This window comes from Flavobacterium sp. FlaQc-57, from assembly GCF_044007395.1.
Lineage (GTDB): Bacteria > Bacteroidota > Bacteroidia > Flavobacteriales > Flavobacteriaceae > Flavobacterium.
In genome coordinates this window covers 59,647-80,406 of sequence record NZ_JBIPDA010000007.1, presented here as the reverse complement: position 1 = coordinate 80,406, position 20,760 = coordinate 59,647, and the positions used below count along the sequence as shown (strand labels likewise).

Sequence of the window (20,760 nt, the reverse complement as noted above, 5' to 3'; positions counted from 1 at the left end):
TGCATTATAAATCGTCAATCTTTGTTGATCAACTGGTGTGATAAATGAATTTGAGAAAAAAAGAAACCAAAGCAAAACTTCCTATCTTAGCCTCTCAGAATCTCAGAACCTTTCAAAAAAATGAAGCATATATCAGCCTTTTTACTTCTACTTCTTATCGTAAGTTGTCAAGTCACAGAAACCATTAAGATCAATCCTGACGGAAGCGGTACAATAGAAGTTTATAGTCTTCGCGATGAAAATAGTTTAGGACAGTTAGGAAGACCGCGCCTTGGCTCGGAAAAATTTAGAGACACAACATTTGTTTTTCAGGATTATATTGTAAAGTATCAGGAAACTTTTGTAAAATTTAATAAATCAGATCAGGCACTTTTTCAGGATCATGCCAATGTTAAAATGCACATAAAAGTAGATCCTGTTCAGGTAGAAAATTTTAATATCGTTTCGTTAGATTTCAAGAAATTAGAAGATGTGCCTAATGTTTATGAAAGTCTTAGTTTAGCAAATTCTTTAAAAGAAAATTATCCGATAGTAAATCAATTTTATAAAATAAAGTATTCATTTGATGGAACTGTTTTTAAAAGAAACCTTGTAATTACAGATCAGGAAAAATTCGATCAGGATAAAAAAATACTCGAAGAGAGAAGAAAAATGTATGCTAAATATAAATTGATGCAATCTTATACTTTGAAGTATCAATTTCCCAGAAAAATAAAATCCGTTTCAAACCAAAAAGCAATTATAAGTTCAGATAAAAAAACAATGACATTAGAATTTCAACTTTTTGATTGTTTGGAAAATACCGAATTGACAAATTTAGAAGTGATTTTAGAATAAGTAAATTTAAATATATAAAAAAGAGAATGAAGAAAACTTTAGTTTGTCTGTTGATTGTTTTGGCTTTTTCGAGCTGCGTTATGAAGGAAAAAATGGTGATGAATGAAGATGGTTCCGGAACTTTTTCGTACGGATTTGATTTGTCCGGAATATTTAAAGTAGGTTTTAAAAGCACCGATTCTACAAAAACCAATAAAGTAATTGATAGCGTTTTTACTTTCAAAGAAGTTTTTGCAAAAGTAAAAGATAGTGTTGCCAAATTACCGAAGTCTGAAAGACAAAAAATTAAAATGCTTGAAAATTTTAAAGTGACTGTAAAAGCAAATGAAGCTAAAGAACAATTAAAATTTGACATGGAATATAATTTTCAGTCAATAGACAGCCTTAAAAATATGCTTTCGCCCTTAGAAGTTCTTGAAGCAATGCCAAAAATTGGCCCGGGCAAACAATTAGGTAATTTAAGTGTTCCTAAAAAAGAGAATAAAAAAACAATGTTTTCATACAATTATGACGGAAAGGTTTTTGAGAAAGTGATTTTGCTTTCCAAAGATGCTAAAACAAATAAAGAGAAGAAGAAAAAAGAAAAAGATGCAGATAATGATTTTTCAAAAAAAATGGATGACATTTTAAAAGAATGTAAATATTCAATCGAATATCAGTTTCCAAAAAAGATAAAAACCTTGTCATTAAAGAACGCAATAATCTCAAAAGATAAAAAAAGTTTTACGCTTGAAATTCCAATCAAAGATTTTCCGGATGATGAAGAAAAACTTGGTTTTAAAGTGACATTTGAAAATTAACAGGAACTCTTAAAGACAACAATTCTTTAAAATAGAGTTTGTATCTTTGATAAAAAATTAGCCATATGAGATTATATAAATTACTTACTTTTTGTTTTTTGATAGCAACATTAACGAGTTGTACTTTTACCGAAAATATTTATGTAAACGATAACGGAACTGGAAAGTTCTCTATTGATATGGACGGTTCGTCTTTAATGTCAATGGCCGGTGATCAGCTTGGAGATCAAATGGGCGGGGATCTTAAAAAAAATATAGACTCCACTTTTACTTTTAAACAACTATTTGAAGAGAAAAAAGACAGTATTGCAAAATTATCTCCAGAGGCTCAGAAGGAACTTAAAAAACTGGAAAATTTTGTAGTAAATACCAAAATGAGTGCAGAGAAAAAAGAATTTTTGATGACGCTTTCTACTGATTTTAAAAATGTAAATGAATTGCAAGATGCGTTACAAGCTTTGAGTACACTGCAGAAATTAGAAAGCGGAGGAAATCCTTCGGCCCCTTTTTCTAGTGGCTTGGGAGATAACAACAGTAAGCTAAGCTACACGTATGACGGGAAGAAGTTTACGCGTAAAGCATTAATTGACAAACAAAAGTTGGCTGAAAAGGCAAAAGATTCTTCGGCAGATATGTCGAAAATGATTTTTGCTTCGTCTAATTATATTATAAAGTATCATTTTCCTAAACGAATAAAAAAAGTATCAAATACGAGTGCTTTGTTTAGTGAAGATCGCAAATCAATTACAATTCAATACCCTTTCAAGGATTATATGGAGAATCCTGACAAACTCAACTTTGAAGTAGAGTTTGAAAAATAATAAAAATGAATAAAAAAATTCAACTTCAAGATTTAGGTAATAAAGATTATAAATCGACTTGGGAATATCAGGAAGAACTTTTTAAGGATATAGTCGACCTAAAAATCAAAAATAGGAGAGAAGAGTTAGATTTAGAAACACCAAATTATTTGCTGTTTGTAGAACATCCTCACGTTTATACTTTGGGTAAAAGTGGTGATTTAGAAAATCTACTGCTAAACGACAAACAGTTAGAAGCCAAAGGAGCAACTTTTTATAAGATTAATCGTGGCGGCGATATTACGTATCACGGACCAGGGCAAATAGTAGGTTATCCGATTTTGGACTTAGAGAATTTTTTTACAGATATTCATAAGTATTTACGTTTTCTGGAAGAATCTATTATTCTGACTTTAGAAGAATATGGTTTAAAGTGCGGAAGAAGTGAAGGCGAAACAGGAGTTTGGCTGGATGTTGGAACTCCGTTTGCACGTAAGATCTGCGCACTTGGTGTCCGCGCCTCACGTTGGGTAACCATGCATGGATTTGCATTAAATGTAAATGTAGACTTGGGTTATTTTGATAATATTATCGCTTGCGGAATTCGTGGAAAAGGTGTTACTTCTTTAAACGTAGAACTCGGCGTAGAAAGAGTAGATGAAGCCGAAGTAAAAGCCAAAATAGTTAAACATTTGACTCAATTATTTGAAGCTGAATTTGTTTAATAGTTTTTATACAATAGATCATTTATTATTATAAATCCAATGTTAATTGATCTGGCAGTAATCTAAAACTCATTCTGTGGTATTTTGTTGGGCCGTATTTTCTAATGGCTTCTCGATGCTCTTTAGTTGGATAGCCTTTATTTTTTTTCCAGTTGTACATAGGGAATTCTTCATGAATTTTATCCATGTATTCGTCACGATAGGTTTTTGCTAAGACAGAAGCTGCGGCTATACTTAGAAATTTTGCATCTCCTTTTATAATACTCCGATTAGGGATTGATTTTAGTAATTCGATTTCAGTTAAAGAAAACTGTTTTCCAACGCTATTTTTTAATCCCAATTTCGCATTTAGAGCTCTGTTTCCATCTACAATTATAAATTGAGGTGTTTTCTCTAATTTCAGGATACATTCCTGCATTCCTTTCATTGACGCGTTTAGAATGTTTATTTCGTCAATTTCATCAGGAAACAAATGTGTAACTGCAAAACAAATTGCATGTTCTTCGATGATTGGTTTTAAACGAACTCTTATTTTTTCAGATAATTGTTTACTGTCATTTAAAATTTGGTTTTCAAAATCTTCAGGTAAAATTACTGCTGCTGCCGTTACTGGGCCTGCTAAACAACCTCGACCAGCTTCGTCGGTTCCTGTTTCTAAAATATGGCCTGAGAAATTTTTTTGAAGCATGCGTTGAATATTAAATGACAAATATTACAAAATTTTCTGAGAAATTATTGTCAAAAAATGAAATATGTTTTTTGCATGTTTATTTAACTCTTGTATTGTTTTTTCAAAAGCTTTCAATTTAAATATTAAACACTATTCATAGGTAATGTCTGTCTTTTTTTCTTTGATTAATTATGGCTTTTAAGAGTAAATAAAAAAATCAATAGAGAGAGATTGACCATTTTATTTTCAAATTTAATACAATTTGGTTTACAATAATTTGCACTGTTTTTTTACTTAAAATGTTAAAAAGAGAAGGACAAAGATGATTTTGGTTAAAAAAGCATTTTTTTAGATTTTTTTTAGTAAGACAAATAATATGCTTTTGATTAAAATAAGCTCTTGCTTAAATTTTCGTCCTGTAATTTTTGTTAAATTTTTGTTAAAACTAAGTTTGATATAAATGTTGAATTTTATGCCTATTGTTATAAATAGCGCCGTTTTTATTGTAAAATGTTTGTTTATTTATTTTTATGTTAAATAAAGATCAATGAAAAAATGCCTGTTTGTTAAGATTCTTGTTGTTATTTTAAGAAAATATTATGATGTTTGCCAGATGCTAATTCAAAACAAATTAAAATGAAATTAAAATTACATTGGATCTTAACACTATTAGTAGTGTTTTTTATTCAGTTTTCTTTTGCTCAAGAGAAGACTGTTTCAGGTACTGTTTCTGGAGATACGGGAGTTATTCCAGGAGTTAATGTTATTGTTAAGGGGACAAAAGTTAGTGCCCAAACAGATTTTGACGGAAGTTTTTCTATTAAGGCTAAAGCTGGAGATGTTCTGCTTTTTTCTTATGTAGGAATGGAGGACGTTTCAGCTGTTGTAGGTCCGTCTTCTACCGTTAGTGTTAAAATGAAAGATTCTGGAAAGTCTTTAGATGAAGTAGTTGTTATTGCTTATGGTCAGGCTAAAAAGAGTTCTTACACAGGTTCTGCTGTTTCTATCAAAGGAGAAGATTTTCAAAATAGAGCAGTAACTAATGTTCTGTCTGCTATTGAGGGTGCTACTGCAGGTGTTCAAATACAAAGTGCTGCTGGACAACCAGGTTCAGCTCCTGCTATTAGAATTCGTGGATTTAGTTCTGTAAACGGATCAAATACTCCTTTGTATGTTGTTGATGGAGTTCCTTTCGCGGGAGATATCAGTAACTTGAGTTCGAATGATATTGAAAGTTTGTCAGTCTTAAAAGATGCATCTTCAACTTCACTTTACGGATCAAAAGCTGCAAATGGTGTTGTTATCATTACTACAAAAAGTGGTAAATCTTCAAAAGATAAATTCTCATTGAATGTTAGCCAAGGTATGACATCAAGATTGATCAAAGAATATGAGAGAGTTAATGCATTAGATTATTATCCTATAGAATGGGAGGCGATTAGAAATAGCCGTCCTATGGCAAATCAAGCTCAAATTGATGCAGCGAATTTATATGCATCAGGAAGAGTACCGGTTGTTTTAGTAACAAACCCATTTAATGTTCCTAATGCTCAAATTGTGGGTACAGATGGTAAATTAAATCCTGCTGCTAAGTTATTATATCCTCAAGATTTAGATTGGGCTGCTCCATTAGAGAGAGCAGGTGTTCGTCAGAATGTTGATTTTTCTTACCAAGGGAAATCTGAAAAATCGAATTATTTTGCTTCGATCAGTTATTTGAATGAAGATGGTTATATTCAAAAATCTGATTATGAAAGAATTGCTGCGCGTTTAAATCTTAATACTTCTTTGAAAGAATGGTTCAAAACCGGAATCAACTTATCAGGAACAACTACAGATTCAAATTTAGCTGTTGATGGTGTTGATAACACAAGTTCTTTTAATAATCCATTTAGATCTATCAGATACATGGGGCCAATTTACCCAGTTTTTGATCACACAGCTAATGGAGATTATGTATATGATGCTACAGGTAATAAAGTGTACTCAACTGTTAGAGGTTCAGGAGCTTCAAATGGTAGAAATATTGTTTACGAAACATTAAATAATACTGATAACCAAAAAGGTTTGGCACTTTCTGCCAGAACATACGCAGAAATTAAATTTTTGAAAGATTTCAAATTTACATTTAATGCGTCTTTAGATAAATCATATTATAACAGAACATATACTTATAATACTGAAATTGGAGATGGAGCACCTACAGGATTAATCTCAAAAGAAGATAGAATCTTGACTGGAATTACTTATAACCAATTATTAAATTATGACAAAAAATTTGGGAATCATACAGTTTCTGTTTTAGCAGGTCATGAAAGCTTTAATTACGAAAGAAATTGGCTTACAGGTACTAAAACAGGACAAGTTTCTCCTGATAATCCAGAGTTTATCAACTATGCAACTACTACTGATCTAACTTCTTACACTAGAAATTACGGTACAGAATCTTATTTTTCAAGAGTAGGTTATGACTATAAAGATAAATATATTGTTTCAGCTTCTTTGAGAAGAGACGGTTCTTCAAAATTTGCAAAAGATAACCGTTGGGGGAATTTCTGGTCAGTTGGAGGTGCTTGGGTACTTTCTAAAGAAAGTTTCTTAGAAAACAGTTCTTGGATTAATGATTTAAAGTTAAGAGCTTCGATGGGAGAAGTTGGTAACGACTCTCACATTAGTAATGATGGTTTAAGTTTTTACGTTAGCCAACCAACATTTAGCTTAGGGTATGATAATGGTAGTGAAGGTGGAGTTGTAACAAACGCTGCAGGTGCTGCAGACTTACAATGGGAGAAAAATACACAAAAAGATATCGCACTTGAATTTGGATTGTTCAATAATAGATTGAGAGGTAGTGTTGAATATTACAACAGAAATACAGATGGTTTAATATTTTCAGTACCAAACCCATTATCTGCTGGATTAGATGATAGAGTTGAAAATATTGGATCTATGGTGAATAGAGGTGTTGAGGTTTCATTAGATGCTGTAGTTATAAAAACTAATAATTTTTCTTGGGGATTGAATATTAATGCTTCTACAATTCAAAATGAGATCACAAGTTTGCCTCAGAAAGAAATCATTAATGGAACTAAAAAATTAATGGCTGGACATTCTATTTATGATTATTGGTTGAGAGATTGGTATGGTGTAGATCCTACAGACGGATATGCTTTGTACGTTTCAGATCCAACTTTAATTGTTGCTGGTGATGCTACTCAAAGAGTTGTAAATGGTGTTAATGTAACAACAGACCAAAATAAAGCTTTATACCATTATGCTGATTCAGCGATTCCTGATTTATTTGGAAGTTTTGGAACTAATTTGAAATACAAAGGTTTAAAATTAGATGTTTTATTTGCTTATCAAATAGGTGGAAAAATGTATGATTCTAATTATGCTGCACTTATGCATACAGGTAATAACTATGGTTCTGCCTTAAGCGTTGATGCACTTAACAGATGGCAAAAACCAGGGGATATAACTGATGTTCCTAGAATGGATATTAACAGAAATACGCAGTCTACTTCAGCTTCTGACAGATGGTTAGTTGGTTCTGATTACTTATCATTAAGACAAGTTAACTTATCTTATAGTATGCCATCAGACTTAATTTCTAAATTAGGTGTAGATAATGCTACTTTATATGTAAATGGTGAAAACTTATTGTTGTTCACTAAGCGTCAAGGATTAGATCCAAGTCAGACTTTTAATGGAACTACTCAAAATAGATTTACTCCTTCTAGAATTATTTCGTTAGGTTTAAACTTAAACTTTTAAAATTTAATATTATGAAATCAAACTATATAAAACAGATATTTTTTGCAATATCCTTGTTGATCCTTACTTCTTGTTCTGATGATTTTTTAGAAAAAAAACCTACAGAATTTATCGATTACGAGGCTTCGACAAAAACGACCGAAAATTTAATGACTCTTTTAAATGGTATTCACAGATCGCTATATGTGAGATATGAATCTAATCAAAATGAGAATGGATTAGGAAGTATGATGCAACAAGTTGATATTGCTGCAGATGATATTGTTTTTCCAGTTACTAATGGATGGTTCTTGCAAGTGTATAACTGGAATGGGCAGGCAAATGAAAATTCTCAGGATATTAGATTTCCTTACAGAACTTATTACAGAATCATCAGAAATGCAAATACTATAATTAATGCTACAGATGCTGCAATTGGTTCTGATGCTGATAAAAAAATAGTAAAAGGTCAGGCTTTACTTTATAGAGCTTTCGCGCATTATCAATTAGTTCAATTATATGGAAAAAGATATGTAAATGGAACTCAAAACACGCAACCTGGTGTGCCAATTATTTTGACTGTTAGTAGTACTCCAGTTGCTCGTGGAACTGTTGAAGCAGTATACACTCAGATCAATAAAGATCTTGACGAAGCAAATGTTTTGTTAGTTGGCTATTCAAAACCAAATAACTCTCATTTAGGTTTAAAAGTAGCTCAAGGTTTAAAAGCAAGAGTCGCTTTAACTCAAGGAAATTGGGCAATAGCTGCTGACTATGCTGCTAAAGCTAAAGCAGGTGTAGCTTTAATGAGCACAACTGAATATGTAAAAGGATTTAATGATTATAACAATGTAGAGTGGATGTGGGGTAGCCATATCAATGAAGTACAAACAGATTACTTTGGTAATTTTGGAGCATATATGTCAAGAAACTATAACTCAACAGTTATTCGTTCTTGTCCAAAAGCAATCAATAGTAAACTTTACAACTTAATCCCTGCTACAGATATTCGTGCTGCTTTATTTGATAAAACAGGTAAACATACAGCATTGAATTTACCTTCAACTTATGCTAAGTTTGCTTATACAAGCCAGAAGTATTTAGCATTAAGTACTGGTGATAGTAGATGTGATGTTCCTTATATGCGTGTTGCTGAAATGTACCTTATCGAGGCAGAAGCAAAAGCAAGATTGGGAGCAGCTGATGCAAGTGCAGTATTGTTTACATTAGCAAAAAGCAGAGATGCAGCTTATGTTTTATCTACAAAAACGGGACAGGCATTAGTTGATGAAATCTGGTTTCAAAGAAGAATTGAATTATGGGGTGAAGGATTTAGATTTTACGATTTAAAGAGAACAAATTCTGCTTTAGACAGAACTGGAGCTAATCATGATTCAGCAATTACAAATGGAGTTATGAGTGTTCCACCTACTGATAAAAGATGGCAATGGTTAATTCCTAGAGCTGAAATTAATGCTAACCCATTAGTTACTCAAAACGAATTATAATAAAACATATATCACTTAAACTATTGACTAATTTTTAAGGGCAATATTTTAATCATGGTAAAATACTAATAGGATATTTGAACAAAATACTCCATGAAGTATAAAAAAGAAGTTTCATTTTTTTTTGTAAACCCTCAATCACTTTTTTGATTGGGGGTTTTTACTTAAATGATGTGATTTGAAAAAACTTGAATAACAATGATTTGTTTTTTTATACGTTTTTATCTTTTACCTTTGCCTGATAAATTTTGTCAAAATAATTACATATAAAGCCATCAAATGAGAATATTCGTTTTTCTATATCTATTAGTCGTACCAACTTTATTGTTTTCTCAAGAAAAAAAAACTTCTAAGAATAGTTTAGATATGAATACAAAATATTCTAGCATAACTGATACTGTAAAAAAGAAAAAATCATTAGTAGCGAAAATAGATCAGTATCAGATTATTACATTAGAGCATGATACTACTTATGTAGACACTTCATTAACCTTAAAAAGTGCCTATAAGCAAAACCATCTTAGAAAAGACGATTTTGGGCTTTTGGCTTTTTCAAATATCGGACAGACATTTAATACTTTGCAATATAGTTTAACCAGTTTTTCTCCTTATCCTGAAATAGGTTTTAGTGGTAAACATTTTAATTATATGGAGGCAGATCAGATCAGATATTATTCTGTAGCAACCCCATTAACAGAATTATTTTTTAATACAACCATAAATAAAGGACAAAACGTAGATTCGTTTATAACCTTAAACACATCTAAGAATCTTAATTTTTCTATTGCGTACAAAGGTTTACGTTCAGAAGGAGATTATATAAATCAATTGGTAAGCGCAGGAAATTTTAGATTTACAACGAGTTATTTTACCACCGATAGAAGATACGCGATAAATGCACATTATACGTATCAGGATATTTCAAATGAAGAGAATGGCGGAATTACAAGGCCTCAGGATTTTGAAAGTGATAGCCAGGATTTTAAAAATCGTCAGAGATTACAAGTATATCTGACAGATGCAAAGTCATTTTTAAAAGGTAGAAGATTGTTTTTTGACCATGCATTTAGAATAAACCCAAAGGAGGGAAATAATAATTTGTACGTAACGCATCAATTTAATTACGAAAATAAATTCTTCGAATACAATCAGCCAACCGTTGCATCAACCGTTACAATTGATGCAGGTAATTCGACTACAAATCTAATTGTAAATCGATTTGGAGAGTCATATGTGACAACCGGCATAAACGATCAGACAAAATACGAAAGGCTATACAATAAAGTAGGGGTAGCTTACGAGAATTCTCTTTTGGGGAAATTTAATTTTTTTGTAGATGATTTTAGATCAAATTATGAGTACAATAGAGTTATTGTTTACCCTTCTGGAGAAATAGTTCCAAATAATCTATACGTTCAAATTAATAATGTTGGCGGACAGTATGAATATCAAAAAAATAAATGGAATGGTAGATTTTTGTATTCAAGATCCATTACAAATCAGTCGCTTTCTAATTTAGACGCAAAATTGCGATATGATTATAATGATAAAATTCAGTTTGATTTTAGGTATCGTAACATTAATAAATTACCAAATAACAACTACAACTTATACCAAAGTAGTTATGTAGAATATAATTGGTCTAAAAATTTTAAAAACGAGAAAATTAATTCATTAAGTGCTAATGTTTTTACACCATGGCTTAATGCTGAAGTGCAATACACGGTATTAAAAGACCATTTGTATTTTGAAGATGTTTCGAAACCAGAACAAGCAGCTCTAAGTACACAAATTGTTAACCCTGCTCAATACGGAAATGCAATCAATTATTTAGAATTAAAAGTGAGCCGCGAATTTAAGTTTGGTCGCTTTGCATTAGATAATACGCTTTTGTACCAAAAAGTAGATCAGTCTGATTTGATTTTAAATGTTCCAGATTTTGTGACCAGAAATACATTTTATTACTCAAGCCACTTTTTTGATAAAGCATTATTTATTCAAACCGGAATTGTGTTTAATTATTTCACAAAGTATTATGGAAATGATTACAACCCGGTTATTGGCGAATTCTTTGTTCAGAATAAAAAAGAAATTGGAGGCTATCCATTATTCGATCTGTTTGTTAATGCGAGAATTAGACAAACTCGATTTTATCTAAAAGCAGAACATATAAATGCACTTTTTGCAAAGAGTGATTACTACTCAGCACCTAATAATCCATATCGTGATTTTGTGATCAGATTTGGTTTAGTTTGGAATTTCTTCCAATAAATTAGGGCTCTATTTATATTAAAAACCCAATATTAAAATTAAAATAAAAATGGACTTTTCAAATAACATTTTAGAAACAATTGGTAATACACCATTGGTAAAACTCAACAAAATTGTTGCTGAAATTGATGCGCTAGTATTGGCAAAAGTCGAAACTTTTAATCCCGGAAATTCCGTAAAAGACAGAATGGCCGTAAAAATGATTGAAGATGCTGAGGCTGATGGTCGATTAAAACCAGGAGGAACAATTATTGAGGGGACTTCAGGAAACACCGGAATGGGATTGGCACTTGTTGCTATCATTAAAGGATATAAACTGATTTGTGTGATATCAGACAAACAGTCTAAAGAAAAAATGGATATTTTGCGCGCTGTTGGTGCCAAAGTAGTGGTTTGTCCTACAGATGTTGAACCTACTGATCCACGCTCTTATTATTCAGTTTCAAAACGTTTGGCTAGTGAAACACCAAATTCTTGGTATGTGAATCAATATGACAACATGTCGAACTCTTTGGCACATTATGAACAAACAGGACCGGAAATCTGGAAACAAACCGATGGGAAAATTACTCATTTTGTTGTTGGAGTAGGAACCGGAGGTACAATCTCTGGTGTGGGGAAATATTTAAAAGAAAAAAATCCAAACATTAAAATTTGGGGAATTGATACTTATGGTTCAGTTTTTAAAAAATACCACGAAACAGGAATTTTTGACGAAAATGAGATTTATTCTTATATCACAGAAGGAATTGGAGAAGATATTTTGCCTAAAAATGTTGACTTTTCTTTAATTGACGGTTTTACCAAAGTTACTGATAAAGACGCAGCAGTTTATACAAGAAAAATTGCTCTTGAAGAAGCGATTTTTGTTGGAAATTCAGCTGGAGCTTGTATAAAAGGATTGTTACAGCTAAAAGAACATTTTAAGCCAGAAGATGTAGTTGTAGTTCTTTTTCACGATTCAGGAAGTCGTTATGTTGGTAAAATGTTTAACGACGATTGGATGCGTGAACGTGGATTCTTAGAAGAAAACGTAACCAAAGCCGAAGACGTTATTAAAGATCATATCGATAAGCAATTGATAGTAGTTCGTACAGAAGAGTTGGTATCGCATGCAATTGAGCGTATGCGTAAATATAAAATATCGCAAATTCCAGTTGTAGATATTACCGGATTTGTTGGTTCTGTTGATGAAACAGATTTGTTTAGAAGTTATGTTGCTGATAAAAACGTAGCCGAAAAACCAATTAAAGAAGTAATGGGTAAACCTTTTCCAATTGTAAAATTAGGAACTCCTATTGAAGAGGTGTCTAAATTATTTACCAAAGAAAATGACGCTGTTTTAGTTGATCTTGAAAATGGAAATCATCATATTATTACAAAATATGATATTATTGGATCAATAAAATAAAACAGTTTTTATAACTTTATAAATCCATAAATCTAGTTTTCAAGATTAGATTTATGGATTTTTAGCTTAACTAAATTACGAAAATGAACTTTACCGCTATAGATTTTGAAACTGCAACAGGATATCATCCATGCTCTGTAGGTATTGTTACCGTTGAAAACGGAATAATTGTTGATGAATTTGTTACTTTGATTAAACCACCAAATAACGAATATAATCCGTTTACGATTCAGGTTCACGGAATTTATCCGCGAGACACTGTTAACGCAAAATCTTTTTTACAGGTTTATCCTGAAATCGAAAAAAGGTTAAAAAACAGAGTTGTAGTAGCACATAATGAAAGTTTTGATCGTAATGTTTTGGCCAAATCAATGGCGCTTTACGGTTTGCAGTATGAAGATTTAAACATTGCAACGCGTTGGGAATGTACAGTTAAGATTTATAAAGCAAAAGGTTTGAAACCAACAAAATTAAGTGATTGTTGTCGCGAAATGAAAATTCAGTTAAATCACCATGAAGCATTATCTGATGCTCGGGCGTGTGCTAAATTATATTTATTAAAATAAAAAATATTTCAATTTTTGTAAGATTAATACTAAAATTAATTAATTTAGGCTTTTGTAAATCATTGTATAAGCCTAAATATGAAAGAAGATTTTCTTCACTATCTCTGGAGATTCAAGAAGTTTGAAACTCTGAATTTAAGAACTACTCGAAATGAATTAATCACAATTGTTAAAACGGGTGATTATTTGGAGCTTTCTGGTCCCGATTTTTTTAATGCGCAAATTAAGATCGGAGATCAAAAATGGGCGGGAAATATTGAAATTCACTTAAAGTCTTCAGATTGGTATGTGCATGGACACGAGAAAGACCCTGCTTATGATAATGTAATTCTGCATGTAGTCTGGGAACATGATACGGAAATATTCGGTAAAAATAATCGAGAGATTCCTGTTCTGGTTTTAAAAGATTATATTCCAATAGAAACTATTTCTAATTATAATTCTTTGGTAACTCCAAAATCCTGGATATTTTGCGAAAAAAGTATTGGGGAAATAGATGAATTTGTTTTTAGTAATTGGCAAGAACGATTATTTTTTGATCGTTTAGAGCGAAAGTCAAAATTTATCTACGATCTGCTCGAAGAGACAAACCAAGATTGGGAAGCCGTTTTATTTTGTTTACTAGCAAAGAATTTTGGGCTAAATACTAATGGAAATACCTTTTTTCAGATAGCGAAATCTATTCCGTTTTCAATTGTTAGGAAGGAAAGTTTTGAAGTCGAAAATCTTGAAGCTTTACTTTTAGGTACTTCGGGCTTATTAAACTTCGAAAAAGAAGATGTCTATTTTACAGATTTAAAAATTAGATATTATTATCTTTTAAATAAATATCAATTAAATAAAACGTACGTAGATCCAGTTCAGTTTTTTAAACATCGTCCGGATAATTTTCCAACAATTCGTCTTTCTCAATTAGCCAATCTGTATCAGAAACATCAGAATCTTTTTTCAAAAATAATTACTTTAAAATCGGTTAAAGATGTTTATCAACTCCTGAATGTTTCTGCAGGTTTGTATTGGCAAAATCATTATCAATTTGATAAAGAAAGCCCGAAGAAAGCAAAGTCATTATCTAAAGCATTTATAGATTTATTAATTATAAATACAATTGTTCCTCTTCAGTTTGCTTATTCAAATATAATGGGAGAGTCAATCTCCGAAGAACTAATTGCTTTTATGATTGAAGTTGCACCGGAAAAGAATGCAATAATAAGTAAATTTGAATTTTTTGGAATATCTTCTAAGAACGCATTTGAGACTCAAACATTATTGGAATTAAAAAATGAGTTCTGTAATCAAAAAGCCTGCTTAAAATGCGCTTTAGGAATTGAGTTGCTTAAAAATAATGAAGTGATTAGAAAATGCATCAATTAGATAATTTTGTATTTTTGCATCAAATCTAAAATAAAAATATGTCAGCTATTTTAAAACTAAAGTTCTTTTTCGAAAAATATGGATTTCATGTTTCTTCGAGATTGGCAGACAAACTCGGGATGCGTGTAACAAGTGTTAGATTGTTTTTTATTTATATTTCATTCGTAACTGCTGGTTTGGGCTTTGGCGTTTATCTTACGTTAGCTTTTTGGATTCGATTGAAAGATTTAATTCGTGCAAAACGAACTTCGGTTTTTGATTTATAAACTAATTTTTAAGCATAAAAAAAGGATCATAAAGTAGATTTTACTTCATGATCCTTTTTTTTTTAATTTTATGTGGAAACTATTTTTCTGGATTGTTTAGTTTGCTGTTTTTCTTACCGTATACAAAGTAAATCACAACTCCTAATGCCATCCAAACAATAAGCCTTAACCAGCTTTCGTTTGGTAGCGAGTACATTAAAGCCAGACAGATTATAATACCTGCGATTGGTACAAAAGGGACTAATGGAGTTCTAAAAGATCTTGGAGCATCTGGCATTTTTTTACGCATTACAATTACACCAATACATACTAATACAAAGGCTAGTAAAGTTCCAATACTTACCATGTGTCCTAAATCACTTACCGGAACAAGACCAGCAAATAAACTTACAAATACTAAGAAGAAAAGATTTGTTTTCCATGGAGTACGGAATTTAGAATGTATTGAACTGAAAAAAGGAGGCAATAAGCCATCTTTACTCATCGTATAAAACACACGACTTTGTCCCATTAACATTACTAACATTACAGAAGTATAACCTGCCAAAATAGCAACAATTAAACCTGTTTGTAAAAAGTCATATCCTGTTTTTGCAAATGCAGTTGCAGCTGGTTTTGCATCTCCTGCAAATTCTTTATAATTTACAAGACCTGTCATTACGTGAGCAAAAAACACATATAATAATGTACAGATTACTAATGATCCTAAAATACCAATTGGCATTCCTTTTTGTGGATTTTTAGCTTCTTGAGCTGCTGTAGAAACGGCATCAAAACCAATGAAGGCAAAAAATACAGTTCCGGCTCCAGCGGCGATTCCTGACCACCCAAATTCACCAAAAACACCTGTATTTTGTGGAATATAAGGAGTGTAGTTTGAAGTGTCAATAAATTTCCATCCTAAAACGATGAAGACAATAACTACTGCTACTTTTACAACTACTAAAAAGTTGTTTAAAGATGCTGATTCTTTTGTTCCTCTAATCAATAATAAAGATAACATTGAAACAATAAAAATTGCAGGTAAATTTACAATTCCGCCTTCAATTACAGTTCCGTCACTTAATTTTAAAGTCTCCCAGGGAGAACATATAAATTCATGCGGAAGATGTATTCCGTATTTATTTAGTAATTCAAGTAGATAACGGGACCAACTGACACCAACTGTGGCTGCTCCTAAAGCATATTCCAGAACTAAATCCCAACCGATGATCCAAGCCATGAATTCTCCCATAGTAGCATAAGAGTAAGTGTAAGCACTACCGGCAACAGGAATCATAGAAGCAAATTCTGCATAACAAAGTCCTGCAAAAGCACATCCAACTGCTGCTAAAATGAAAGAAAGAGTAACCGCTGGTCCAGCATGTTCTGCGGCAGCAATTCCTGTTAACGAGAATAATCCGGCTCCAATAATGGCACCAACTCCAAGTGCAACAAGCGACCGTGAAGATAGGGTTCTTTTTAAGCCTTTTTCAGATTCGGATGCTTCGTCAAGCAATACCGAAAGTGGTTTAGTTTTCCAAATTGACATATAATTTTATTGGTTTATTGTTATTAAGCTCCAAATGTATCGTTTTTTGTAAAAAATAAAAACAATTATCTTCTTTTAAGTTATAAAATATTTAAATTTCTAATAAAACTGTCGCTAAACCTAGTCAAGCATCGTTTATTTATTAAATTATTTCCTATTTAATGTAAGAATGATAATTTTGCAGATTGAGTAATTTTTAGTATTTTTCTTAATAATTTATAGTTTTTGTCCTACTTTTGCTTTTAAGTAACAGATGTAAAACTTACTAAATAATGAACTTTAAAGCATTTTCAACATATTTTAGATTTACCAATCAACAACGTACAGGTATTTTTTTACTTTTAGCAATTATCATTATTTTGCAAGCAGTTTATTTCTTTGTTGATTTTAGTGTAGCCGATAGGGATTTTCCTGAAAAGCAAAAATGGATGGCTTTGCAGTCTGATGTAGACTCATTGAAATCGTCTAAATTTAATGAGAAGCAAAAAGTATATACTTTTAATCCCAATTTTATTTCAGATTATAAAGGTTATAAGCTGGGAATGTCTACTCAGGAAATTGATCGCTTACTGGCTTTTCGTAAAGAGAATAAATATGTTGGCTCTGCGGAAGAATTTCAGGAAGTAACTAAAATATCAGATTCATTATTATTAGTCATGTCGCCTTTATTTAAATTTCCTGATTGGGTTCAGAATAAAACTAGCTATAATAAAGAAAAGAGAGAGTATCCTAAGAAGGATTACGAGAAAAAGGAGAAAATAGTACTTTTAGATATAAATGAGGCCAGTCAGGAAGATTTGATTAAATTATATGGTATTGGTGAAGCTTTGTCGTTACGGATTTTAAAACAAAAAGAAATTTTTGGTTGTTTTGTTTCGATGGAGCAAATGAATGATATTTGGGGGTTGTCGCCAGAAGTTTTGTTGCAATTAAATACACATTTTAAAGTTTTAATACCTTCAAATTTTAAAAGAATTAAAATAAATGACGCTTCATTAAAAGAATTATCTCAGTTTCCGTATTTCAAATATGCAATAGCGAGACAAATCGTAACCGCTCGAAGTATGAATGGAAATTTTGATAATATTGAGGATTTAGCAAAAATTAAAGATTTTCCTGTTGATAAAGCAAAAATAATTAGTTTATATTTGGAGTTCTAAAAAAGAACAACACAATGAATTTTGATTATAACGAAACGCAGTCAATGATTGCTCAATCTATAAAAGATTTTGCTGAGAAAAATATTAAACCTTATATAATGGATTGGGACGAAGCTCAAATTTTTCCAATTCCTTTATTCAAAAAATTAGGTGAAATGGGATTTATGGGAGTTTTAGTTCCTGAAGAGTATGGCGGATCTGGATTAGGGTATCACGAATATATTACAGTAGTAGAGGAAATTTCAAAAGTAGACCCTTCAATTGGTTTGTCTGTAGCAGCACATAATTCATTATGTACAAATCATATTTTAACTTTTGGAAATGAAGAACAAAAGAAAAAATGGTTGCCAAAATTAGCAACCGCTGAATATATAGGAGCTTGGGGACTGACAGAACATAATACAGGCTCTGATGCTGGTGGTATGAACACCACTGCGGTTAAAGACGGAGATCATTGGATTGTAAATGGAGCAAAAAACTTCATTACACACGCTATCTCTGGAGATGTTGCCGTTGTAATCGTGCGTACTGGAGAAAAAGGAGATTCTAAAGGAATGACAGCTTTTGTCTTTGAAAAAGGAATGCCGGGATTTAGCTCAGGGAAAAAAGAAAATAAACTTGGAATGCGTGCCAGTGAAACCGCAGAGTTGGTTTTTGATAGTTGCCGTATTCCTGATGCAAATAGATTAGGAGAAGTTGGTCAAGGTTTTGTTCAGGCAATGAAAATATTAGATGGAGGCCGAATTTCAATTGGAGCTCTGTCACTTGGGATTTCAAAAGGGGCATATGAAGCTGCTTTGAAATATTCGAAAGAAAGATATCAGTTTGGGCAGCCAATTAGTAGTTTTCAGGGTGTCTCATTCAAATTGGCTGATATGGCAACTGAAATTGAAGCTTCAGAATTATTATTGCATAAAGCTGCGTTTCTAAAACAACAGCACAGGCCGGTTACTACACTTGGTGCAATGGCAAAAATGTACGCTTCAGAAGCTTGTGTGAAGATTGCCAATGAGGCAGTCCAGATCCATGGAGGTTACGGTTATACAAAAGACTTTCCTGTTGAGAAATTCTATAGAGATTCTAAATTATGTACAATAGGTGAGGGAACTACTGAAATTCAAAAAGTGGTTATTTCTAGAAATTTATTGAAAGAATAAAGAGAATAGAATAAAGAGAATAGAATAAAGAGAATAGAATAAAGAGAATAGAATATAGAGTGTAAGGTCTCTTCTCTTTATTCTATTCTCTTTTCTCTTAATTAAAAAATAATTTACAATTTATAACTCATAATTCATAATTAATATATACTTTTGCACCCTTAACGAGAGGAGGTGTCAATATTATGTTAATTATACCAATTAAAGACGGAGAAAATATAGATAGAGCATTAAAGCGCTATAAGAGAAAATTTGATAAAACAGGAACTGTTCGTCAATTAAGAGCACGTACTGCTTTTATTAAGCCTTCTGTAATCAAAAGAGCTCAAATTCAAAAAGCTGCTTACATTCAAAACATGAGAGATGGTTTAGAAAGTTAGTATATCGCTTTTCAAAAATAATTACCGTTAGTTGTCAAAATTTTGATGCTAACGGTTTTTTTATGCTTAATTTTGAGATGGCTACTTAGTAAGTGGTGTTTTTTTTTTTTTTTTTTGCAATTTAATAGATTGTTTGTTTTATGAAGTCGAATAAAGAAGCATTTCGGGATTATCTTCAGTTGGAGAAAAAATACTCTGTTCATACGGTGACTGCTTATTTGAATGATATTTTGTTTTTTGAAATATTTAATAAGACTCATTTTGAACAAGAAAATATAGAGCAGGTAAATTACAGTCAGATTAGAAGTTGGATTGTTTCTCTGGTTGATGAGGGGTTTTCTAATGTTTCGATAAATCGCAAAATGGCATCTTTGAAGTCTTTTTATAAGTTTCTTTTGAAAACAAAACAAATTGAGGTAGGGCCGATGCTGAAGCATAAAGCATTGAAAACTCCTAAAATTATTCAGATTCCTTTTTCTGAAAAAGAGTTGGTGGATTTAATGCGTGAAGTTGGTGAGCCGAATGGTTTTGATGAAGTGCGAAATAAGTTAATTATAGATTTGTTTTATACAACGGGTATGCGTCGGGCAGAGTTGATAAATTTGATGAAGAGTAATGTTGATTTGTCTTCTAGTGTTGTTAAGGTTTTGGGAAAGCGAAATAAGGAACGTATTATCCCTGTTTTGCCAATAATTATTGAACAGTTTAATGTGTATTTGAAAGAGAGAGCTTCTGTAGAAAAGATAGTTGATGAAGATTATTTTTTTATTTCCCGAAAAGGGTTAAAATTGAGTGAATCTTTTGTGTATCGTTTAATAAATTCTTACTTTAGTAAAGTCTCTGAAAAGGTGAAAAAAAGTCCACATGTGCTACGGCATACTTTTGCGACTCACTTGCTGAATAACGGAGCGGATTTAAATTCAGTTAAAGAATTATTGGGACATTCGAGTTTGGCGTCAACGCAAGTTTATACTCATAATAGTTTAGCAGAGCTTAAAAAGGTCTATGCAGATGCTCATCCTCGAAATAAGTGATAATTCTGAAATGTTTAACCCTAAAATTTATATTATGAAGGTAGATGTTCATGCAGTTAACTTTACTGTTGACAGAAAATTGGTAGATTTTATTCAGGAAAGAATGGATAAGCTAGAAAAATATTATGATCGAGTTGTTTCGGCAGACGTTTTTTTAAAAGTTGAAAGAACAAGTGATAAAGAGAATAAGGCAGTAGAGATAAAGATTAATGTTCCTGGGGATGATTTTTTGGTTAAAAAGCAGTGTAAGACTTTTGAGGAGGCGATCGAGCTTTCTGCGGAATCTTTAGAACGTTTGTTAGTTAAAAGGAAAGAAAAAATAAGAACACATATATAATTGAAAATTTTTTTGAAAAAATGTTTTGATTAAAAGATAAAATAGCTACATTTGCAGTCCGTTAGAAATAGCGGACTTTTTTATTGATATTGCCAGCGTAGCTCAGTTGGCTAGAGCAGCTGATTTGTAATCAGCAGGTCGTGGGTTCGAGTCCCTCCGCCGGCTCAAAATATTTCA

Annotated in this window: 18 protein-coding genes and 1 tRNA gene; 17 read left to right on the top strand and 2 right to left on the bottom strand. The window is 31.8% G+C overall.

The annotated features are described in order from the left end of the window. Positions 1–120: 120 nt before the first annotated feature. The 4 genes from ACHRVZ_RS19330 to lipB all read left to right on the top strand — a co-directional run bounded on the left by ACHRVZ_RS19330 (position 121) and on the right by lipB (position 3,162). Entirely contained in the window at positions 121–837 is a 717-nt protein-coding gene (locus ACHRVZ_RS19330; protein WP_395424518.1) for a hypothetical protein, read from the top strand. Between the two features lie 26 nt (positions 838–863). Then, positions 864–1,637 (top strand): hypothetical protein, encoded by a 774-nt coding sequence (locus ACHRVZ_RS19325; protein ID WP_395424516.1) that lies wholly within the window; start codon positions 864–866, stop codon positions 1,635–1,637. Between the two features lie 65 nt (positions 1,638–1,702). Further along, positions 1,703–2,458, top strand: a complete 756-nt coding sequence (locus ACHRVZ_RS19320; protein ID WP_395424515.1) for a hypothetical protein — start codon at positions 1,703–1,705, stop codon at positions 2,456–2,458. 5 nt (positions 2,459–2,463) lie between these two features. Continuing rightward, positions 2,464–3,162 (top strand): lipoyl(octanoyl) transferase LipB, encoded by a 699-nt coding sequence (gene lipB / locus ACHRVZ_RS19315; protein WP_395424514.1) that lies wholly within the window; start codon positions 2,464–2,466, stop codon positions 3,160–3,162. A 28-nt stretch (positions 3,163–3,190) separates the two neighbouring features. Here lipB and ACHRVZ_RS19310 read toward each other — a convergent pair whose 3' ends face one another. Further along, positions 3,191–3,850, bottom strand: a complete 660-nt coding sequence (locus ACHRVZ_RS19310; protein ID WP_395424513.1) for a ribonuclease HII — start codon at positions 3,848–3,850, stop codon at positions 3,191–3,193. Between the two features lie 618 nt (positions 3,851–4,468). Between ACHRVZ_RS19310 and ACHRVZ_RS19305 the strand changes: the two genes are divergently transcribed. The 7 genes from ACHRVZ_RS19305 to ACHRVZ_RS19275 all read left to right on the top strand — a co-directional run bounded on the left by ACHRVZ_RS19305 (position 4,469) and on the right by ACHRVZ_RS19275 (position 14,984). Next, entirely contained in the window at positions 4,469–7,609 is a 3,141-nt protein-coding gene (locus tag ACHRVZ_RS19305) for a SusC/RagA family TonB-linked outer membrane protein (RefSeq protein ID WP_395424511.1), read from the top strand. Between the two features lie 11 nt (positions 7,610–7,620). Further along, positions 7,621–9,096, top strand: a complete 1,476-nt coding sequence (locus tag ACHRVZ_RS19300; RefSeq protein WP_395424510.1) for a RagB/SusD family nutrient uptake outer membrane protein — start codon at positions 7,621–7,623, stop codon at positions 9,094–9,096. Between the two features lie 279 nt (positions 9,097–9,375). Then, positions 9,376–11,367 (top strand): putative porin, encoded by a 1,992-nt coding sequence (locus tag ACHRVZ_RS19295; RefSeq protein ID WP_395424509.1) that lies wholly within the window; start codon positions 9,376–9,378, stop codon positions 11,365–11,367. Between the two features lie 49 nt (positions 11,368–11,416). Continuing rightward, positions 11,417–12,778: a pyridoxal-phosphate dependent enzyme gene (locus ACHRVZ_RS19290; protein WP_395424508.1), complete on the top strand. Its 1,362-nt coding sequence runs from the start codon at positions 11,417–11,419 to the stop codon at positions 12,776–12,778. A gap of 83 nt (positions 12,779–12,861) precedes the next feature. Continuing rightward, on the top strand, positions 12,862–13,344 hold the full coding sequence (locus ACHRVZ_RS19285) for a 3'-5' exonuclease (RefSeq protein ID WP_395424507.1): 483 nt from the start codon (positions 12,862–12,864) through the stop codon (positions 13,342–13,344). A 78-nt stretch (positions 13,345–13,422) separates the two neighbouring features. Next, positions 13,423–14,718, top strand: a complete 1,296-nt coding sequence (locus tag ACHRVZ_RS19280; protein ID WP_395424506.1) for a DUF2851 family protein — start codon at positions 13,423–13,425, stop codon at positions 14,716–14,718. A gap of 38 nt (positions 14,719–14,756) precedes the next feature. Then, positions 14,757–14,984, top strand: a complete 228-nt coding sequence (locus ACHRVZ_RS19275; RefSeq protein WP_007810860.1) for a PspC family transcriptional regulator — start codon at positions 14,757–14,759, stop codon at positions 14,982–14,984. 79 nt (positions 14,985–15,063) lie between these two features. Here the strand turns inward: ACHRVZ_RS19275 and ACHRVZ_RS19270 are convergent, their stop codons facing one another. After that, positions 15,064–16,515: an amino acid permease gene (locus ACHRVZ_RS19270; protein ID WP_395424505.1), complete on the bottom strand. Its 1,452-nt coding sequence runs from the start codon at positions 16,513–16,515 to the stop codon at positions 15,064–15,066. A 272-nt stretch (positions 16,516–16,787) separates the two neighbouring features. Here ACHRVZ_RS19270 and ACHRVZ_RS19265 point away from each other — a divergent pair, with 272 nt between their 5' ends. The 6 genes from ACHRVZ_RS19265 (at position 16,788) to ACHRVZ_RS19240 (ending at position 20,748) form a co-directional block, all read left to right on the top strand. Then, positions 16,788–17,675, top strand: coding sequence for a ComEA family DNA-binding protein (locus tag ACHRVZ_RS19265; RefSeq protein ID WP_395424504.1), 888 nt, complete (start codon positions 16,788–16,790; stop codon positions 17,673–17,675). Between the two features lie 14 nt (positions 17,676–17,689). Beyond that, the gene (locus tag ACHRVZ_RS19260) at positions 17,690–18,832 is read left to right on the top strand and encodes an acyl-CoA dehydrogenase family protein (protein ID WP_395424503.1); all 1,143 of its coding nucleotides are present in this window, start codon (positions 17,690–17,692) and stop codon (positions 18,830–18,832) included. Positions 18,833–19,017: 185 nt separating this feature from the next. Continuing rightward, entirely contained in the window at positions 19,018–19,212 is a 195-nt protein-coding gene (rpsU, locus tag ACHRVZ_RS19255) for a 30S ribosomal protein S21 (RefSeq protein WP_026985791.1), read from the top strand. A 140-nt stretch (positions 19,213–19,352) separates the two neighbouring features. After that, entirely contained in the window at positions 19,353–20,246 is an 894-nt protein-coding gene (locus ACHRVZ_RS19250) for a tyrosine-type recombinase/integrase (RefSeq protein ID WP_395424502.1), read from the top strand. 34 nt (positions 20,247–20,280) lie between these two features. Further along, positions 20,281–20,583, top strand: a complete 303-nt coding sequence (hpf, locus tag ACHRVZ_RS19245; protein ID WP_041517713.1) for a ribosome hibernation-promoting factor, HPF/YfiA family — start codon at positions 20,281–20,283, stop codon at positions 20,581–20,583. A gap of 91 nt (positions 20,584–20,674) precedes the next feature. Further along, positions 20,675–20,748 (top strand) — tRNA-Thr (locus tag ACHRVZ_RS19240). Positions 20,749–20,760 lie beyond the last annotated feature (12 nt).